We start from the raw sequence: 18623 nt of genomic DNA on the forward strand, positions 1-18623 counted from the left end.
CCTACTTCCAACTCGCGAGGTACCTGACCGCACGGTGATGGTCCCGTGCCGTACTTCTTCTTACGGTGTCGCCTCGACGACCTTGCGCAGTTCCGCGGTGTCGAGCGCTTCCGGGACCCGAAGGGCCCGGGGAAACGCCCGGCGGCGGACCGCCAGGTCGAGGCAGACCAGGGCGGGGTGGACGTACGCACCCCGGCCGGGCAGCGTACCGCGAGGATCCGGGGCGCATTCGCCCTCGATCGCCACGATGCGCAGCAGGTCGCTCTTGGCCGCTCGCTTCCGGCACCCCACACAGGTGCGTTCAGGGCATGCACGGGCTTGCGTCCGGCCAGACACGCTTAAGTCTACCTCCCCGCACCGACCTCACCTCTTCGGGCGAGAAATCGAACGGTTGTCGTCGCTACTTGTCTACCCGCCGGGAACCCCCGGCGGGTAGCGGATTATTCCCGGAGCCCGGCCGCCGCGGCACCACGGCCGCCCGCCGGGCCCCGCCGGGTCAGCGCCCGGTCTGCTCGTCCGGCTCGGTGTCGGGCCGGATGTCGATGCGCCAGCCGGTGAGGCGGGCGGCGAGGCGGGCGTTCTGGCCCTCCTTGCCGATGGCCAGCGACAGCTGGTAGTCGGGCACGGTCACCCGCGCGGAGCGCTGGGACATGTCGACGATCTCGACCCGGCTCACCCGTGCGGGGGACAGCGCGTTGGCCACCATCTCCGCCGGGTCGTCCGACCAGTCGACGATGTCGATCTTCTCGCCGTGCAGCTCGGCCATGACGTTGCGCACGCGGCCGCCCATCGGGCCGATGCAGGCGCCCTTCGGGTTGATGCCGGACCGGGTGGAGCGGACCGCGATCTTGGTGCGGTGGCCGGCCTCGCGGGCGATCGCGCAGATCTCGACGGAACCGTCGGCGATCTCAGGGACCTCCAGCGCGAAGAGCTTCTTCACCAGGTTGGGGTGGGTGCGCGACAGGGTCACGGACGGACCGCGGACACCCTTCGCCACCCGGACCACGTACGTGCGCAGCCGCAGGCCGTGCGTGTACTCCTCGCCCGGGACCTGCTCCTGCACCGGCAGGATGGCCTCGAGCTTGCCGATGTCGACGAGGACGTTCTTGGGGTCCTTGCCCTGCTGCACGACGCCCGTGATGACGTCGCCCTCGCGGCCGAGGAACTCGCCGAACGTCAGGTCGTCCTCGGCGTCGCGCAGACGCTGGAGGATGACCTGCTTGGCCGTCGTCGCTGCGATCCGGCCGAAGTCGGACGGGGTGTCGTCGAACTCCTTGGGCTCCTGGCCCTCTTCGAGGTCCCTGGGGTCTTCCGTCGCCCACACGACCACGTGACCGTTGGTGCGGTCGAGCACGACGCGGGCGCGCCGGAAGCTGCCCTCGGTGCGGTGGTACGCGATGAGGAGAGCGGACTCGATCGCCTCGACCAGCAGGTCGAAGGAGATCTCCTTCTCCCGGACCAGACCCCGCAGGGCGCTCATGTCGATGTCCACGGCTACGCCTCCTCTTCCTTCGTGTCGTTCTTGCGGTTGAACTCGATTTCGACACGCGCCTTGACGATCTCCGCAAAGGCGATGCGGCGGGCGGTGGCCTTGCGGCCCTTCACGCCGGGAACCTCCAGGTCCATGCCCTCGTCGTCCACGTCGAGGATGCGCGCGACCAGGTCGCCGGCAGCCTTCTCGCCGTCGGCGGCGAGCTGGAACTTCACGAGGCGGCCGATGGCCCGTACGTAGTGGCGGCGCTCGGTCAGCGGGCGGTCGGCGCCCGGCGAGCTGACTTCGAGGACGTACTCGTCCTCGCCCATCGCGTCGGTCTCGTCCAGCGTGTCGGAGATCTCGCGGCTCAGCTCCGCGCAGGTGTCCAGTTCCACGCCGTCGTCGGAGTCCACGATGATCCGGAGCATCCGCCGCTTGCCCGCCCGGGACAGCTCGATGTCCTCCAGGTCCAGGTCCTTCGCGGCGACCAGCGGTTCCAGAAGTCCGCGCAGCCTGTCGCTCTGGGTGGTGCTCATCCGGGTGACTCCTCGGCCGCGTGTGCTGTTGTGGTTTCCGTCGCGTGTCAGGTCAAAGGGTATCCGGTCCAAGGGGGTGTTGCCGTCCGCCCCGGGGGCGGCGGCCCCGGGTACGGTGATCACCTGCCCGCCGCCTGCCACTGCGAGGACTTCACGTGCCCTTCACCATCCCTTCGCGACGAAGCCTGCTCGCCGGGGCCGCCGGTGCGGCGACGGGCGTGCTGATCACCGGGTGTTCGGGCGAGAGCGGCGCCGAGCGCGCGGAGCGGCGCGCGGTGTCGCTCGAACGGCGGATGCGGGAGACGGCCGTCCGGGAGAGCACCGGGCTGCTCGCCCGGTACGACGCGACGGCGGCGGCGCATCCGGCGCTCGCCGGCCGGCTGGCCCCGCTGCGGGCGGCCGTCGCGGCCCACGTGGCCGCGCTGGCCCCCCGGGGCGCGACGGCCCCTCCCTCGACGGCCCCGTCCGTGCCCGCGGGCGCGACCGGAGCGGCCGCTCCCCCGGCCGCGACCGCCCCGGTGCCGGCCGCGCCGCAGGAGGCCCTGGCCGCGCTCGCCGGGGCCGAGCGGAGCCTGGCCGAGGCCCGCGGCACCGCCCTGGGCCAGGCGCCCGGCGAGCTGGCCAGGCTGCTGGCCTCGGTCGCGGCCTGCGGGTCGGTCCACGCGTACCTCCTGACGGCGAAGGGCACCGCGGACTCCCCCGGCGCACCCGGGAAGGCCGCGAAGGCCGGTGGCGGCGCGGGCCCCTCCGACCCGCGGGCGCGGGCCGCGGCGCTGGCGGCCGCGCAGGCGGCACTGGCCGCCGAGCACGCGGCCGTGTACGGGTACGGCGTGGTCGGCGCGCGCGCCGCGGACGACCGCGGGGCCGAGGCCCGGCAGGCGTTCGCCGAGCACCACGCCCGGCGCGACGCCCTCACCCGTACGGTGCGCGAACTGGGCGGCGCGCCCCGCCCGTCGGAGGCCGCGTACGCGCTGCCCGCGCCGGTCCGCACGGCCGCCGACGCCGAGCGCCTCGCGGCCGTGATCGAGGACCGGGTGGCGGGCGCCTACGCGGATCTGGTGCGCGCCGGGCAGGGTCCGCTGCGCCGCACCGCCGCCGACGCACTGACCGGGGCGGCCGTGCGGGCGGCACGCTGGCACGGTGTCGGCGTAGCCTTCCCTGGGCTCGCGGAACGATCGGAACGAGCCGACAAAAGCTGAAAAAAGCTGAAAGGGACCTTGCACGTATGGCTTTCGAACCGCCGGAGCTCCTCGTACGGGCGCTCGGCGAGATGCCCGGGGCCCCTGAGGACCGGACCGCCGAATGGCTCGGTGCGCTGCCCGGCCTGGCCCGGGACGCCGTGTCCCGGCGCGGGCTGACGGCCCAGCGGGTCCAGACCCCCGGCGGCCGCAGCAGCATGGTGGTGCTGGTCCGCTACCCGGACGGCACCCCCGCCACCCTCAAGCTCGCCCCGCCGGCCTCCCGGCCGGACCGGGAGCTGGCCGCGCTGGCCCACTGGGGCGGCTTCGGCGCCGTACGGGTGCTCGACACCCGGCACGACGACGGCGCGCTGCTGCTGGAGCGGCTCCAGGCGGAGGTCTCGCTGCGCTCGCTGCCCGAGGCGAAGGCCCTTCTGGAGGCCGCGGGGACGATCCGCCGGCTGTGGGTGCAGCCGCCGGTCGGACACCCCTTCGAGACGGTGGCCGAGCGCACCGGACGGCAGTCGGAGCCCGTGCGGCAGGCCCCCGAGACCCTGCGGGCGCTGGCCGGGGCGGCGCTGGACGCGCGCGCCGAGTTGGTGGCGCTGCCGCCCGAGGAGGTCCTTCTGCACGGCGCGTTCCGGCAGGGCAAGGTGCTGGCGGGCGACCGGGCGCCGTGGCTGACGGTGGGGCCGGACCCGCTGGTCGGCGAGCGGGCCTACGACCTGGCGCGCCTGGTCAGGGACCGGCTGGACGACCAGGTCGCCTCCACGACGGGGGCCGCGGGGGTGCGGCGGCGGCTGACCCGGCTCGCCGAGTCGCTGGACGTGGACCCGGAGCGGCTGCGCGGCTGGACGCTGTTCCGTGCCGTCGAGTCCGGGGTGCGCGCGGTGGCCGCCGGGCGCCGCCGGGACGCGGAGCTGCTGCTGGAGTTCGCCGCCTGGCTGTAGGGGCATACCGTAGGTAAGGGGTACGCCTGGCAGGGGGCCGTCATGGTCGAGGAACTGCTGACAGCGATCGCAGCCGCGGGCGTCGGCGTCGCGGTGTATCTGGGAGCCGCCGCCCGGGTGGTCAAGCAGTACGAACGCGGCGTGGTGTTCCGCTTCGGACGGCTGCGGGAGGGCATCAGGGTGCCCGGCCTCACGATGGTGGTGCCGGTCCTGGACCGGCTGCACAAGGTGAACATGCAGATCGTGACGATGCCGGTGCCCGCCCAGGAGGGCATCACCCGGGACAACGTCACGGTCCGGGTGGACGCGGTGGTGTACTTCAAGGTCATCGACCCGGCGAACGCGATCATCGCGGTCGAGGACTACCGGTTCGCGGTCTCGCAGATGGCGCAGACCTCGCTGCGGTCGATCATCGGCAAGAGCGACCTGGACGACCTGCTGTCCAACCGCGAGATGCTCAACCAGGGCCTGGAGCTGATGATCGACAGTCCGGCCGTCGGCTGGGGCGTGCAGATCGACCGGGTGGAGATCAAGGACGTGTCGCTGCCCGAGACGATGAAGCGGTCGATGGCGCGCCAGGCGGAGGCGGACCGCGAGCGGCGGGCGCGGGTGATCAACGCGGACGCGGAGCTGCAGGCGTCGAAGAAGCTGGCCGAGGCGGCCGCGGTGATGTCCGAACAGCCCGCGGCGCTGCAACTGCGCCTGCTCCAGACGGTGGTGGCGGTCGCGGCGGAGAAGAACTCGACGCTGGTGCTGCCGTTCCCGGTGGAACTGCTGCGCTTCCTGGAGCGCGCGGCTCCCGCGCCGCCAGCCCCCGCGCAGCCCGCGCCCGCCTCCCCCGCCGCGGTCGCGCCCGTACCGGCGGCCGCGGACCCCGGCCAGGAGCCGGAGCCCGCCGCGGTCCCGCCTACGGAAGGCGGTTCAGCGGCAGCGGAGCGCCCATGACGGCATACGGCTGGGCGGCGCTCGGGAAGTGCACCCGGCGGGCCAGATCCGTGTAGCCGAGCCGGCGGTAGAGCGCGCGGGCGGGGCTCTCGATGTCGATGGCGGACAGGATCGAGCGCGGCTGCCCGGACCCGTCGGTGATCCGCGTGATCAGGGAGCGGCCCACCCCGCGGCCCTGGTAGCCGGGGTGGACGTGCAGTTCGGTGATGACGAACGAGCCGTCGAGCCAGGCCTCGTGGGCGCTGTCGCGCAGGTACGGCTCGACCACGCCGGACCACCAGTGCGCGCGGTCGTTGGGCATCCCGTACACGAATCCGACCAGCGCCCCGTCGGCGGCGGTGGCGCCGAGCGCGCACGCGCCCGGGTACTCCATGTGGCGCAGCACGATGTGCCGCCGGATGGCGATCTCGTCCTCCGTCAGGCCGAAGGCGAGGGCCTGGACTTCGAGGGCCTCGTCGACCCGCTCGCCCAGGTCCAGCGGACCGATGGCGACTCCGGCGGGGAGGCGGGGGGTGCCCCCGGGTGCGTGCGGCATGCGGCGACCTTACTTCGCCCGTCCCGGCCCCGGTGCCGGAACGGCGGGGACGGCCGCGGGGGTCAGAACAGCACGCTCATGAACGCGCCGACCTCGCGGAAGCCGACGCGGCGATAGGCGGCGCGGGCGGCGGTGTTGTAGTCGTTCACGTAGAGGCTGACCACCGGGGCGACGTCGCGCAGCGCGTACGCGACCACGGCCGCCATGCCGGTCTCGGAGTGGCCGCGGCCGCGGAACTCGGGGGCCACCCACACGCCCTGGATCTGGCAGGCGCGGCTGGTGGCCGCGCCGATCTCGGCTTTGAAGACGACCTTGCCGTCCTCGATCCGGGCGAAGGAGCGGCCGGTGCCGACGAGTTCGGCGACCCGCGCCTGGTAGAGCAGTCCGCCGTCGCCGGCCATCGGGGAGATGCCGACCTCCTCGGTGAACATGGCCACGCAGGCGGGCATGATCAGGTCCATCTCGTCCTTGCGGATGCGGCGGACCAGCGGGTCGGGGGCGATCTCGGCGGAGGTCTGCTCGGTGACCATCAGCGGCTGGTGGGCGCGCACCTCGCGGGCGGGCCCCCAGCTGGGCTCCAGGAGCCGCCACAGCCGGGCGGTGGCCTCCGCGGGGCCGACGATGGAGGAGCAGCGGCGGCCGGTGCGGCGGGCTCGGTCGGCGAAGGCGCGGACCGCGTCGGGGGTGGCGCAGACCGGGACGAGGTTGGCGCCGGCGTAGCAGAGCGAGCGGAGTTCACCGTCCGCGTACCAGCCCCACATCTCGCCGCCCAGACGCCACGGGTCGAGCCCGGCGACCTGGACCCGCGAGGTGACGAAGGCGTTCGCGACGGGGTCGCGGCCCAGCACCTCGAGCGCCGCGGCGAGATCGCTGGGCTCGAGGACCCGGGTGGTGGTCTGCGTCAACACTGTCGGGGGCCTCACCATGCACGTCTGCTGATCTCCGCACTGTACCCGGCGGCGCGCCGGAGCGCCGCCCCGCCGGGTCACGAAAACGCCCGGCCCCGCCCGCGAGCTGCGGGAACGGGGCCGGGCGCGGTGCCGTGGAGGCCGGGCGGCGGTGCCGTGCGGCCGAGCGCGGTGTCGGGTTCAGCCGGCGACGGAGATCTGCGGCTCGCCGCTGGCGACGCCGTCCTTCTCCATCTGCTCGGCGATCTTCAGCGCCTCTTCGATGAGGGTCTCGACGATCTTCGACTCGGGGACGGTCTTGATGACCTCGCCCTTCACGAAGATCTGGCCCTTGCCGTTGCCGGAGGCGACGCCGAGGTCGGCCTCGCGGGCCTCGCCGGGGCCGTTGACGACGCAGCCCATGACCGCGACGCGCAGCGGGACCTCCATGCCCTCCAGGCCGGCGGTGACCTCTTCGGCCAGCTTGTAGACGTCGACCTGGGCGCGGCCGCAGGACGGGCAGGAGACGATCTCCAGACGGCGCTGGCGCAGGTTCAGCGACTCCAGGATCTGGATGCCGACCTTGATCTCCTCGGCCGGCGGGGCGGAGAGGGAGACCCGGATGGTGTCGCCGATGCCCTGGGAGAGCAGGGCGCCGAAGGCCACGGCGGACTTGATGGTGCCCTGGAAGGCGGGGCCGGCCTCGGTGACGCCGAGGTGCAGCGGGTAGTCGCACTGGGCGGCCAGCTGGCGGTAGGCCTCGACCATGACGACGGGGTCGTTGTGCTTGACCGAGATCTTGATGTCGCGGAAGTCGTGCTCCTCGAAGAGGGAGGCCTCCCACAGCGCGGACTCGACCAGCGCCTCGGGGGTGGCCTTGCCGTACTTCTTCAGGAGGCGCGCGTCGAGGGAGCCGGCGTTGACGCCGATGCGGATCGGCGTGCCCGCGTCCTTGGCGGCGCGCGCGATCTCCTTGACCTTGTCGTCGAACTGCTTGATGTTGCCGGGGTTCACGCGGACCGCGGCGCAGCCGGCGTCGATGGCCGCGAACACGTACTTCGGCTGGAAGTGGATGTCGGCGATCACCGGGATCTGCGACTTGCGGGCGATGACCGACAGCGCGTCGGCGTCGTCCTGCGTCGGGCAGGCCACCCGGACGATCTGGCAGCCGGAGGCGGTGAGCTCGGCGATCTGCTGGAGGGTGGCGCCGATGTCCGAGGTGCGCGTGGTCGTCATGGACTGCACCGAGACCGGTGCGTCGCCGCCGACGGCCACGGAACCGACCTGGATCTTGCGGCTGACCCGACGGTCGGCGAGCTTCGTCGGTACGGCCGGCATTCCGAGAGAAATCGCAGTCATCTGCTGTGCAACCCCAAGGTGTGGATCAAGGTCCCGATATCGGCGGGCTCCAGCCTTCGAGATTACGCCAATCAGCACGGTCCCTCTGCATGCGGCCCGGCGGGGCCACCCGAACGTAGGGAGCCGGGCACGATGCGTGCCCGGCTCCCCGCGTCTCGTGTATGCCGATCGTCCGCGCTACGAAATCTTGATCGGATTCACCACGTCCGCGACCATCACCAGCACGGTGAAGCAGACGAACACGCCGGCCACGACGTACGCGACGGGCATGAGCTTCGCCACGTCGAAGGGGCCGGGGTCGGGGCGCCGGAAGAGCCGCGCGGTGTGCCGCCGGACCGACTCCCACAGGGCGCCCGCGATGTGCCCGCCGTCGAGCGGGAGCAGCGGCAGCATGTTGAACAGGAACAGCGACAGGTTGAAGCCGGCCAGCAGCTTGAGGAAGAACTCCAGCTGGTACTGGGGCGGGATGTCCAGGGCGAAGATCTCTCCGCTGACCCGGGCGGCGCCGACGATGCCCATCGGGGAGTCCTGCTCGCGCTCGTCCCCGTTGAAGGCCGCGCCCCACAGGGCGGGCACCTTGCCGGGCAGGGCGATGAGCGAGTCGACGCCCGCCTCGAACATCTCGCCCATCTGGCCGACGGCCTGGCCGAAGGACTGGTCGACGTACCCGACGGCGGGCGCGAAGCCCAGGAAGCCGGCGGTGACGTACTGGTCCTTGACGTAGCGGCCGTCGGAGTCGGTCTTGGCGACCTTGTTCTCGATCAGGTCGGCGTGCAGGTCGAGCTGCTTGCCGGCCCGCTCGACGGTGATGGTGGCGGGGCCGATGGTGCTGCGGATGTCCTTCTGGAGGGAGGCCCAGTCGTCGACGGGGCGCCCGTTGAAGGCGACGATCTTGTCACCGGCCTTGAGGCCGGCCGCCTTGGCGGGGGCCTCCCGGTCCTTGGCGGTGCAGTCGGTGCGCTTCTCGCTCTGCTGGATCACGCAGGCGGAGACCGAGCTGACGGTGGTGGTCTGGGTGTTCAGGCCGAAGGTCATCAGCACGCCGAGGAAGATCGCCACGGCCAGCACCAGGTTCATGAACGGCCCGGCGAACATGACGATGACGCGCTTCCACGGCTTGCGGGTGTAGAAGAGCCGCCGCTCGTCACCCGGCTGGAGTTCCTCGTACGCCGCCGAGCGGGCGTCCTCGATCATCGTGCGGAACGGGGAGGTGGACCGGACGGTGACCTTGCCGTCGTCGCCCGGCGGGAACATCCCGATCATGCGGATGTAGCCGCCCATCGGGATGGCCTTGATCCCGTACTCCGTCTCGCCCTTGTTGCGGGACCAGACGGTCGGGCCGAAGCCGACCATGTACTGGGGCACCCGGATTCCGAACATCTTGGCGGTGGAGAGGTGTCCCAGCTCGTGCCACGCGATCGAGACGAGCAGTCCGACCAGGAAGACGAGTATCCCCAGCACCGTCATGAGAAGGGTCATGCGCGCGCCTCCACTGCGGCCTTCGCCGCCATCTCCCTGGCCCGGGCCCGGGCCCAGCTCTCCGCTTCCAGGACGTCCGCGAGGGTCAGCGAAGTTCCCGACGCCGGCGTCCCGTGGTCTGCGACCACAGCCGTGACGGTATCCATGATTGCCGTGAACGGCAGCCGACCGGCGAGGAAGGCCTCGACGCATTCCTCGTTCGCCGCATTGAAGACGGCCGGGGCGGTGCCGCCGAGTCCGCCGACGTGCCGGGCCAGCCCCACGGAGGGGAAGGCCTCGGTGTCCAGCGGGAAGAACTCCCAGGTGGAGGCCTTGGTCCAGTCGAAGGCGGGGGCCGCGTCCGGGATCCGCTCGGGCCATCCGATGCCGATGGCGATGGGGCCGCGCATGTCCGGCGGGGTGGCCTGGGCGAGCGTGGAGCCGTCCGTGAATTCCACCATCGAGTGGACGTACGACTGGGGGTGGACCACGACCTCGATGCGCTCGAAGGGGATGTCGTAGAGCAGGTGCGCCTCGATCACCTCCAGGCCCTTGTTGACGAGGGTCGCCGAGTTGACGGTGATGACCGGGCCCATCGCCCAGGTGGGGTGGGCCAGGGCGTCCCCGACGGTGACGTGGGCGAGCTCGGCGCGGGTGCGGCCGCGGAACGGGCCGCCGGAGGCGGTGACCACGAGCTTGCGGACGTCGGCCCGGGTGCCGGCGGCGAGCGCCTGGAAGAGCGCGGCGTGCTCGGAGTCGACCGGGATGATCTGGCCGGGCTTGGCCAGCGCCTTGACCAGGGGGCCGCCGACGATCAGCGACTCCTTGTTGGCGAGGGCGAGCGTACGGCCCGCTTCGAGGGCGGCGAGGGTGGGCGCGAGGCCGATGGAGCCGGTGATCCCGTTGAGCACGGTGTGGCACTCGGAGGCCGCGAGCTGGGCCGCCGCGGTGGGCCCGGCGAGGATCTCGGGCAGCGGCTCGCCCGCGAACTGCGCGGCGAGCGCCTCCCGCAGGGCCGGCACGGCCGTCTCGTCCGCCACGGCCACGGTGCGCACGCGCAGCAGCCGGGCCTGCTCGGCGAGCAGGCCCACCCGGCCGCCTGCCGCGGACAGGCCGGTCACCCGGAAGCGGTCGGGGTTGCGCAGGACCAGGTCGACCGCCTGGGTCCCGACGGACCCGGTGGAGCCGAGGACCACGATGTCCCGGCGGCCGTCCGCGGCGTCGAAGAGGAGGTGCGGGTCGGCGAGGGGGGATGGGCTGTCGCTCATCCCCCCATTGTTGCCGCATCGCGGGAGCCGGCGGACACGGACTCCCCTTCCGCGGGGCCGCGCCGGTGGTCGGGCCGCCGTCGCCCGGCGCACCGGCCGGGCGGCGGCGGCGCGGGTCAGCGGATGGGCCGGTGGGCGTTCTTGTGGCGGGAGGGGCCGGGGGTGGCGTCCGCGATCCAGGGGCCGTCGCCGGAGGGGTCGACGACGCCCTGCTCCAGCCACGCGTACGTGCCCGAGAGGACGCCGGCGACGACCTTGCGGTCGAGGTCGTCGGTGTTGGCCCAGAGCCGACCGAACAGTTCCTCGACCCGCAGCCGGGACTGCCGGCAGAAGGCGTCGGCGAGCTGGTAGGCCTCCCGGCCGTGGTCCCCGGAGGCGCGCAGGTGCTCGGCCCGTACGCAGGCCGCGCTCATGGCGAACAGCTCGGCCCCGATGTCGACGATCCGGCCGAGGAAGCCCTGTTTGGTCTCCATCCGGCCCTGCCAGCGGGACATCGCGTAGAAGGTCGAGCGGGCGAGTTTGCGGGCGCTGCGCTCCACGTACCGCAGGTGCGGGGAGAGGTCGGTGTGGCCGCGCGGGTGGAACTCGCGGTAGGTGCCGGGAACCTGGCCGGCGCCCGTGGCCAGCTTGGGCAGCCAGCGGGCGTAGAACCCGGCGGCGCGGGCCCCTGCCTTCGCCTTGTCGGCGAGGTCCTTGTCGGGGTCGATGAGGTCGCCGGCGACCGAGAGGTGGGCGTCGACGGCCTCGCGGGCGATCAGCAGGTGCATGATCTCGGTGGATCCCTCGAAGATCCGGTTGATCCGCAGGTCGCGGAGCATCTGCTCGGCGGGCACGGCCCGCTCGCCGCGCGCGGCCAGCGAGTCGGCGGTCTCGAAGCCGCGGCCGCCGCGGATCTGGACCAGTTCGTCGGCCATCAGGCAGGCCATCTCGCTGCCGTAGAGCTTGGCGAGGGCGGCCTCGATGCGGATGTCGTTGCGGTCCTCGTCGGCCATCTGGGAGGCCAGGTCGACGACGGCTTCCAGGGCGAAGGTGGTCGCGGCGATGAAGGAGATCTTCGCGCCGACGGCCTCGTGCCGGGCGACCGGGCGGCCCCACTGCTCGCGCACCCCGGACCATTCGCGGGCGATCTTCAGGCACCACTTGCCGGCGCCGACGCACATCGCGGGCAGCGAGAGCCGGCCGGTGTTGAGGGTGGTCAGGGCGATCTTGAGGCCGGCGCCCTCGGCCCCGATCCGCTGGTTCGCGGGCACCCGCACCCGGTGGAAGCGGGTGACGCCGTTCTCCAGGCCGCGCAGGCCCATGAAGGCGTTGCGGTGCTCGACGGTGATGCCGGGCGAGTCCGCCTCGACGACGAAGGCGGTGATGCCGCCCTTGCCCCCTTCGTGCTTCGGCACCCTGGCCATGACGACGAGCAGGTCGGCGACGACGCCGTTGGTGGTCCAGAGCTTCACGCCGTCGAGGACGTAGTCGTCGCCGTCGGGGACCGCGGTGGTGGCCAGCCGGGCCGGGTCCGAGCCCACGTCCGGCTCGGTGAGCAGGAAGGCGGTGATGGCGGTGGTGGCGCAGCGGGGCAGGAAGTTGTCCTTCTGCTCCTGGGTGCCGAAGATCTTCAGGGGCTGGGGCACCCCGATGGACTGGTGCGCGGAGAGCAGCGCTCCGATCGCGGGGCTGGCCGAGCCGACCAGGGCGAGGGCCTTGTTGTAGTAGACCTGGGTGAGGCCGAGGCCGCCGTACTTGGCGTCGATCTTCATGCCGAGCGCCCCGAGCTCCTTGAGGCCCTGGACGGTCTCGTCCGGGATCCTGGCCTCGCGCTCGATGCGGGCGCCGTCGATCTCGCGTTCGCAGAAGTCGCGGAGCCGGGCGAGGAAGGCCTCGCCGCGCCGGACGTCCTCGTCGGCGGGGAGCGGGTGGGGGTGGATCAGGTCCAGCCGGAACCTGCCGAGGAAGAGCTCCTTGGCGAAGCTGGGTTTGCGCCAGTCCTGTTCCCGGGCCGCTTCCGCGACCTGCCGCGCTTCGCGTTCGGTCACCTTGGGCTGTGCGGGCTGTGTTGCGGACATGAGGGGACTCACCTCGCCGCCGAAGTCGGATGACTTTCCGGATCAACGCATGACCGGATTACCGGTCGGTGCTACCAGGGAGTCGTACCCGTTTCGGGGGCGAAGGAAAAGGGGGACGGCCGAAGCCCCCGCACAGTGGGCTTCGGCCGTCGGCTGAGTGGCCGTACGCGATCAGATGTCGAGGCCGGTCAGGACCAGGACTCGCTCGTACGTGTAGTCGTCCATCGCGTAGCGGACGCCCTCGCGGCCCACGCCGGACTGCTTGACGCCGCCGTACGGCATCTGGTCGGCGCGGTAGGACGGGGCGTCGCCCACGATCACACCGCCGACCTCGAGCTCGCGGTGGGCGCGGAACGCCACCTGGATGTCGCGGGTGAAGACGCCGGTCTGCAGGCCGAACTTCGAGTTGTTGACCGCGGCGAACGCCTCGTCGGTGCCGTCGACGCGGTGCAGGGTCAGCACCGGTCCGAAGACCTCCTCGCAGGCGAGGGTGGTGTCGGCCGGGATCTCGGCGAGCACGGTGGGCTCGTACGAGGCGCCGTCGCGCTTGCCGCCGGTGAGCAGCTTGGCGCCGGCGTTGACGGCCTCGTCGACCCAGGACTCGACGCGCTTGGCGGCGTCCTCGGAGACGAGCGGGCCGACGTCGGTGGCGTCGTCCGCGGGGTCGCCGGTGACCTGGGCCTGGACCTTGGCGACGACCTTCTCGACGAGGCGGTCGTAGACGGAGGCGTCGGCGATCACGCGCTGCACGGAGATGCAGGACTGGCCGGCCTGGTAGTTCGAGAAGGTCGCGATGCGGGTGGCGGCCCAGTCGAGGTCGGCCTCGGAGGACCAGTCGGCGAGGACCACGGCCGCGGCGTTGCCGCCGAGCTCCAGCGTGCAGTGCTTGTGGGGCACCGACTGCTGGATGGCGTAGCCGACCTTGTCCGAGCCGGTGAAGGAGATGACGGGCAGCCGCTCGTCCTTGACCAGGGCCGGCATCTTGTCGTTGGCGACGGGCAGGACGGACCAGGAGCCGGCCGGCAGGTCGGTCTCGGCGAGCAGCTCGCCGAGGATGAGGCCGGACAGCGGGGTGGCGGGGGCCGGCTTCAGGATGATCGGCGCGCCGACGGCGATGGCCGGGGCCACCTTGTGGGCGCACAGGTTCAGCGGGAAGTTGAACGGCGCGATGCCGAGGACCGGGCCCTTGACGAAGCGGCGGGTCAGCGCGAGGCGGCCGACACCGCCGGCGTCCGTGTCGAGGCGCTGGGCGTCGCCGCCGTTGAAGCGGCGGGCCTCCTCGGCGGCGAAGCGGAACACCGACACCGCGCGGCCGACCTCACCGCGGGCCCACTTGATGGGCTTGCCGTTCTCGGCGGAGATCAGCTGGGCGATCTCCTCGGTGCGCTCGGTCAGCCGCTTGGACACGTGGTCCAGGGCGGCGGCCCGTACGTGGGCGGGGGTCGCGGAGAATTCCGCCGTCACGGCGTACGCCGCGGCCACGGCCTCTTCGACCTGGGCGTCGGTGGGCACGCTGACGGTGCCGACGAGACGGCCGTCCCACGGGTTGTGGACGTCGAAGCTGTCCTCGCCGGTGGCCTGGCGGCCGGCGAGCCAGAAGGCGTGGGTGGAAGTCATGCGAATCCCGGCCCTTCGGATCTGTGCGGTGGGGTTCCTGTCGATCCCACCGTAGGGCGATCCGGGATTTTTGGCGCTTGTCCGCTCTGTAGCACCGTGCCGGGCGGCCGCTCCGGTTTGGCACTGTCCGGGCGGCCGCGGCCGTGCACGCCTTACGCGGACTGCGCCGTGGCGGATCCGGTGCCGGTGGCCTTGAGGGCGAGCCAGAGCTCCATGCGGACGTCCGGGTCGTCGAGGGAGCGGCCGAGGATCTCCTCGACGCGCCGCATCCGGTAGCGCAGGGTGTGCCGGTGCACGCCGAGGTCGGCGGCCGCGGCGTCCCACTGCCCGTGCCGCGAGAGCCAGGCGTGCAGGGAGGCGACGAGGTCGCCGCGGCCCTTCTCGTCGTGCTCGCGCAGGGCCCGCAGGGTGCCGTCGGCGAAGGCGCGTACGGCGTCGTCGGCGAGCAGCGGCAGGACCGAGCCGGCGGCGAGGTCCTCGTGCTCGACGAGGGTGCGCGCGCGCCGGCGGGCCACGGCGAGGGCCTGGTCGGCCTGCTTGTACGCCTCGGCGGCGGATGCGGCGTCGGCGGGTGCGGACAGGCCGACGCCGAGGTCGCCGTGCGGGGCGGAACCGGGTTCGGCGGCGGCCTCGAGGGATTCGGTGTGGTCGATGCAGGCCTGGACGGCGGCCCCGCCGTCGGCGGCGAGCACCACGAGCCGGCCTGTCGGGTGGTCGGTGTCCGGGACGACGAGGACGGGCTCGCCCGCGCGGGCGGCCGCGGATTCGACGGCGTCGGCGAGGAGGGCGAGCGGCTCGGGGGTCGTGCACTGGGCGACGATCAGCCGGAAGGGGCCGTCGAGGAGGCCGCCGTGCAGGGCGGCGGCGACCGGCCGGGCGTGGTCGGCCTGGCCGTCGAGCAGCATCCGCAGGACGGCGGCGCCGAGGCGGGCCTCGGCGTCGTGGAGGGAGCGGGAGCGTTCGGTGGTGAGGGTGAGGAGGGCGACCGCGGAGTGCACGGCGTAGCGCTCGGCGGTGCCGAGGGGGGCTCCGGTGCCGACGGCGAGGGCGCCGCGGGCCCGCCGTCCGGTGCCGAGCGACTGGAGTTCGACGCGGTCCTCGTTGCCGCCGACGACGGCGCTGGCCGGGGCGGGGCGCTCGCGCAGCCGTTCCACGTCGGCTGTGAGGCGGGCGGCGCGGCGCGCGGCCCAGTCGGGGGCGGCCGCGACGACCATGCCGGAGGCGTCGTAGAGGGCGGCCCAGCCGTGGACGTGGGCGGCGAGCCGGGTGAGCAGTTCGGTGGGGCCGTCGGCGGACAGGGCGGCGCGGGTGAGTTCCCGCTGGGCCTCGAAGCCGGCCGTGACGGCGCGGTACTGGTCGGCGGCGAGGGCCGCGGAGACGGCCTTGCTGATGGCGAGGAACGGGGTGCGCCGCGGCACTTCCAGCAGCGGCAGGTCCTCGGTGCGGGCCGCGTCGACGAGGGCCTGCGGGATCTCCTCGTAGTTCACGCCGACCGCGAAGCCGAGGCCGACGACCCCGGCGGCGGCGAGCCGGCGGACGTAGCGGCGCATCTCGTCGGGGTTCTCGGCGTCCAGCTTCATGGCGGTGATCAGCAGCAGCTCGCCGCCCTCCATGTAGGGGACGGGATCGGCCAGCTCACTGACGTGGGCCCAGCGGACGGGGGTGTCCAGCCGGCTCTCCCCCGCCCGGACGCTGAGCTTGAGCGCCGAGTGCTGGACGAGCGAGGCGAGGGTGAGCGGCATGAGTACCGTGGGCTTTCGCAGAGGATTTCGCCGTGGCGTATGAACGGCGTAGCTCGATTCTGCCACCTCGTAAGGGTCAGGACATCAGCTGTCCAGCGCGACGAGCAGCGGGGCGGTGCGCTCGCCGCGCACCGAGGTCAGGGAGACGACCGCGTGGCCCGGCGGCACGGTGTGCGCCAGCTCGGAGGCCGACCAGCGCTCCCGCTCGACCTGCCGCACGGTGACCGCGTCGGTGGTGACGGCCTTGCCGGTGACCAGCTTGCGGAAGGAGTTGACCATCCGGGTGAGCGGCTGGTCGGCGTAGACCGTGCGGCTGGTGACGTCCCGGGTCTCCACCCAGGCGGTGCCCCAGGCCTCCGCGAAGCGCTTGCCGTCCCAGGTGGTGACCCCGGAGAAGGCCATCCGGCAGCCGACCGCGCCGAGCAGCGGGGTGCGCAGCTGCTCGGGTACGTCGTCCAGGGTGCGCAGCGGCAGGACGACGCCGGCGTGGGCGGAGCGCAGCCGCTGCACGCCGCGCAGGGTCTCCGCGGTCAGGGTGTGCGAGGCGTCGTCGAGGACCAGGCAGGCGAAGAGGGAGCGGTCGGCGCGGGCCGCGGCGCTCGCGGTGAACTGGGCGAGGAGCAGCCGGGCCAGCAGCCGGGAGGCCTCGGCGTGGGCGCGTTCGGGCAGGTCGATGCGGACCCGCAGCGGGTGTTCGAGGGAGCGCAGGGAGAACGGCCGGCCGTGGCCGGAGGTGTCGAAGAAGCCGGCGAACACGGGCCGGTCCAGCAGCGCGACCCGGTCGGCGAGCAGAGCCGCGGGGTCGCCGGGCTGTACGGACTGCCGGTCGCGGGCGTCGAGCTCGCGCAGCATGGCGTGCGCGCCCGCGGCCTCCAGGGCGGCGCGCAGGGCGGTACGGGCGGCGGGGCCGCCGTCGAGGAGTTCGCGCAGTTCGGGGACGGCGGGGAAGCGGCCGTGGGCGGCCCGGAACGGGCCGAGCAGCTGGGCGAGCACGGTGGCGGCGCGCCTGGAGCCCTCGCCGGGCACGTCGCCGGCGAGGCCTTCGGCGAGGAGGGCGGCGGCTTCGTCGGGGTCGGTGGTGCCGCCGTACAGGTCGAGGTCGTAGACGGAGGCCGGGTCGCCGATGCGGACGACCACGTCGTAGGCGTCGTCGGGGCCGAGCGGGGTGCCGGCGGCGCAGACCGCGATGACGGCGGCCTGTCCGGCGAGTGCCTGTAGGGCGAGGGATTCCACGACGGGCCGCACCAGCCGCCGGGTCTTGCCCGCGCCGGAGGGGCCGACGGCGAGCAGGGAGGTGCCGAGCACGCCGGGGTCGAGGGCGAGGCCGGTGCCGCGGCGCGGGTAGGGGTTGCGTTCGCCGGGGTCGACGGAGCCGATGCGGACCTGGGAGACGGCCAGGTCGTGGGCGGCGGCGCGGTGCGGGAGGTCGCGGGCGGTGGAGGGGTGCACGCAGGCGGCGGCGCCGTGGGCGCGGACGGCGTCGGTGAAGGCACGCAGCCGGGTGGGGTCGGCCTGTACGGACTGCCAGGCGCGGCGGATGCGGAGGTAGTCGACGTCGTTCATCCGGCCGGAGGCGGTCTCGTCGGCGAGCCGGTCCGCGGCCTCGGGAAGCCCGGCGGAGCGCAGCTGCGGCCAGGCGGCGGGGTCGGCGGGCGGCTCGGACGGGGACCCTGGGGCCGCCTGCGCGGCTCCGGGGCGGGGGGCGGCCGCGCCGGATCCGGTCGCGGCGGCGGCGCGGCGGGCGCGCAGGGAGCGGCCGAGCGGGCCGAACCAGCCGGCGAGCCAGGCGAAGGGCAGCGCGAGCAGGAGGTAGACGGTCAGGTCGGCGCGGGTGATCAGGTCCTGGTTGGACCGCATGATCACCTGCATCTCGGCGGCGGTGCCGGGCCGGGTGTAGTCGAAGGGGAGGAAGCCGTAGGCCGCCTGCTTCAGCGGCAGGGTGCCCGCCTTGACCATGGCGTAGACGACGAGCGCGGCGGCGAGGGCGGCGGCCGTGCGGGCGACCGGACCGCGCGCGGCGACCAGTCTGTGCCAGGCCTCCGGCCAGCTGCCCAGGCGCCCGAAGCCGTAGAGGAGTCCACCGGTGAGGAGCAGTTCGTAGACGGCGAGGGCGGTCAGGCCGCCGGTGGCCCTGGCCGGGGCGCCGGTGGCGGTCCACCAGTCGGCGGGGGTGAACAGGCGCAGCGGCAGGTCCCACTGCGGGATGTAGTGGTTGTGCACGAGCGACCACAGCAGCACGCACGCCAGGAAGGAGATGAGGGCGCCGCTGAGCAGGGACCGGTCGGGGGTGCGCTCGGGTTCGTGGTCGGCGCGCGGAGTGTGTCCGTACCGCCAGACGCCGGGTTCGGCGGTGGGGCGGGGGACGCGGAGCCAGTCGGTGAGGGCGGGGCCGGGGGCGCGCTCGGGTTTCGGCGGCAGCGCGGGCGGCGGTCCGGCCGGGCGGGGCACCCCCGCGCGCCGGACGGCGTCGTACGTGCCTTCGGTGTCCATGAACCCCTGCCCCCTGACCGTGATTCCCGTGGTGCGCCGCTCAATCTAGTGCCCGGGCGCCGCCGTGCGGCCGTTACGCGGCACGGGCCGCACGACACTCCCTATGGCCGCCGCGGACAAGGACACG

General features: G+C 73.4%; 15 protein-coding genes. 3 read left to right on the top strand and 12 right to left on the bottom strand.

Translation table 11 applies throughout. The annotated features are described in order from the left end of the window. Positions 1-60: 60 nt before the first annotated feature. The 3 genes from OG764_RS11060 to rimP all read right to left on the bottom strand — a co-directional run bounded on the left by OG764_RS11060 (position 61) and on the right by rimP (position 2010). Positions 61-336: a YlxR family protein gene (locus OG764_RS11060; protein WP_328968254.1), complete on the bottom strand. Its 276-nt coding sequence runs from the start codon at positions 334-336 to the stop codon at positions 61-63. A 160-nt stretch (positions 337-496) separates the two neighbouring features. Beyond that, on the bottom strand, positions 497-1492 hold the full coding sequence (gene nusA, locus OG764_RS11065) for a transcription termination factor NusA (RefSeq protein ID WP_328968255.1): 996 nt from the start codon (positions 1490-1492) through the stop codon (positions 497-499). A gap of 2 nt (positions 1493-1494) precedes the next feature. After that, positions 1495-2010, bottom strand: coding sequence for a ribosome maturation factor RimP (gene rimP / locus OG764_RS11070; protein ID WP_328968256.1), 516 nt, complete (start codon positions 2008-2010; stop codon positions 1495-1497). A 773-nt stretch (positions 2011-2783) separates the two neighbouring features. Between rimP and OG764_RS11075 the strand changes: the two genes are divergently transcribed. From OG764_RS11075 to OG764_RS11085, 3 genes are read left to right on the top strand one after another with little or no spacing between them, the layout of a single operon-like run. After that, positions 2784-3209, top strand: coding sequence for a ferritin-like domain-containing protein (locus OG764_RS11075; RefSeq protein WP_328972946.1), 426 nt, complete (start codon positions 2784-2786; stop codon positions 3207-3209). A 26-nt stretch (positions 3210-3235) separates the two neighbouring features. Continuing rightward, complete coding sequence (locus OG764_RS11080; protein ID WP_328968257.1) at positions 3236-4138, top strand: aminoglycoside phosphotransferase family protein; 903 nt, start codon at positions 3236-3238, stop codon at positions 4136-4138. Positions 4139-4180: 42 nt separating this feature from the next. After that, positions 4181-5083, top strand: coding sequence for a slipin family protein (locus tag OG764_RS11085; protein WP_328968258.1), 903 nt, complete (start codon positions 4181-4183; stop codon positions 5081-5083). Here the strand turns inward: OG764_RS11085 and OG764_RS11090 are convergent. The 9 genes from OG764_RS11090 to OG764_RS11130 all read right to left on the bottom strand — a co-directional run bounded on the left by OG764_RS11090 (position 5046) and on the right by OG764_RS11130 (position 18496). Next, positions 5046-5618, bottom strand: coding sequence for a GNAT family N-acetyltransferase (locus OG764_RS11090; RefSeq protein ID WP_328968259.1), 573 nt, complete (start codon positions 5616-5618; stop codon positions 5046-5048). The two genes, OG764_RS11085 and OG764_RS11090, sit on opposite strands and share 38 nt — an antisense overlap. Before the next feature lie 62 nt (positions 5619-5680). Further along, entirely contained in the window at positions 5681-6523 is an 843-nt protein-coding gene (locus OG764_RS11095) for a GNAT family N-acetyltransferase (protein WP_328972947.1), read from the bottom strand. A 183-nt stretch (positions 6524-6706) separates the two neighbouring features. After that, the gene (gene ispG / locus OG764_RS11100) at positions 6707-7864 is read right to left on the bottom strand and encodes a flavodoxin-dependent (E)-4-hydroxy-3-methylbut-2-enyl-diphosphate synthase (protein WP_328968260.1); all 1158 of its coding nucleotides are present in this window, start codon (positions 7862-7864) and stop codon (positions 6707-6709) included. 177 nt (positions 7865-8041) lie between these two features. Continuing rightward, positions 8042-9343, bottom strand: a complete 1302-nt coding sequence (locus tag OG764_RS11105) for a M50 family metallopeptidase (RefSeq protein ID WP_328968261.1) — start codon at positions 9341-9343, stop codon at positions 8042-8044. Continuing rightward, entirely contained in the window at positions 9340-10590 is a 1251-nt protein-coding gene (gene dxr, locus OG764_RS11110; protein ID WP_328968262.1) for a 1-deoxy-D-xylulose-5-phosphate reductoisomerase, read from the bottom strand. The genes OG764_RS11105 and dxr overlap by 4 nt, the downstream gene beginning before the upstream one ends. A gap of 116 nt (positions 10591-10706) precedes the next feature. After that, complete coding sequence (locus OG764_RS11115; RefSeq protein WP_328968263.1) at positions 10707-12647, bottom strand: acyl-CoA dehydrogenase family protein; 1941 nt, start codon at positions 12645-12647, stop codon at positions 10707-10709. Between the two features lie 171 nt (positions 12648-12818). Beyond that, positions 12819-14264 (bottom strand): aldehyde dehydrogenase family protein, encoded by a 1446-nt coding sequence (locus tag OG764_RS11120; protein ID WP_328968264.1) that lies wholly within the window; start codon positions 14262-14264, stop codon positions 12819-12821. A 152-nt stretch (positions 14265-14416) separates the two neighbouring features. Continuing rightward, positions 14417-16006, bottom strand: a complete 1590-nt coding sequence (locus OG764_RS11125) for a PucR family transcriptional regulator (protein WP_328968265.1) — start codon at positions 16004-16006, stop codon at positions 14417-14419. An 84-nt stretch (positions 16007-16090) separates the two neighbouring features. Further along, positions 16091-18496 (bottom strand): ATP/GTP-binding protein, encoded by a 2406-nt coding sequence (locus tag OG764_RS11130; protein WP_328968266.1) that lies wholly within the window; start codon positions 18494-18496, stop codon positions 16091-16093. Positions 18497-18623: the final 127 nt, after the last annotated feature.

This window comes from Streptomyces sp. NBC_00239, from assembly GCF_036194065.1.
In the GTDB taxonomy this organism is placed as follows: domain Bacteria; phylum Actinomycetota; class Actinomycetes; order Streptomycetales; family Streptomycetaceae; genus Streptomyces.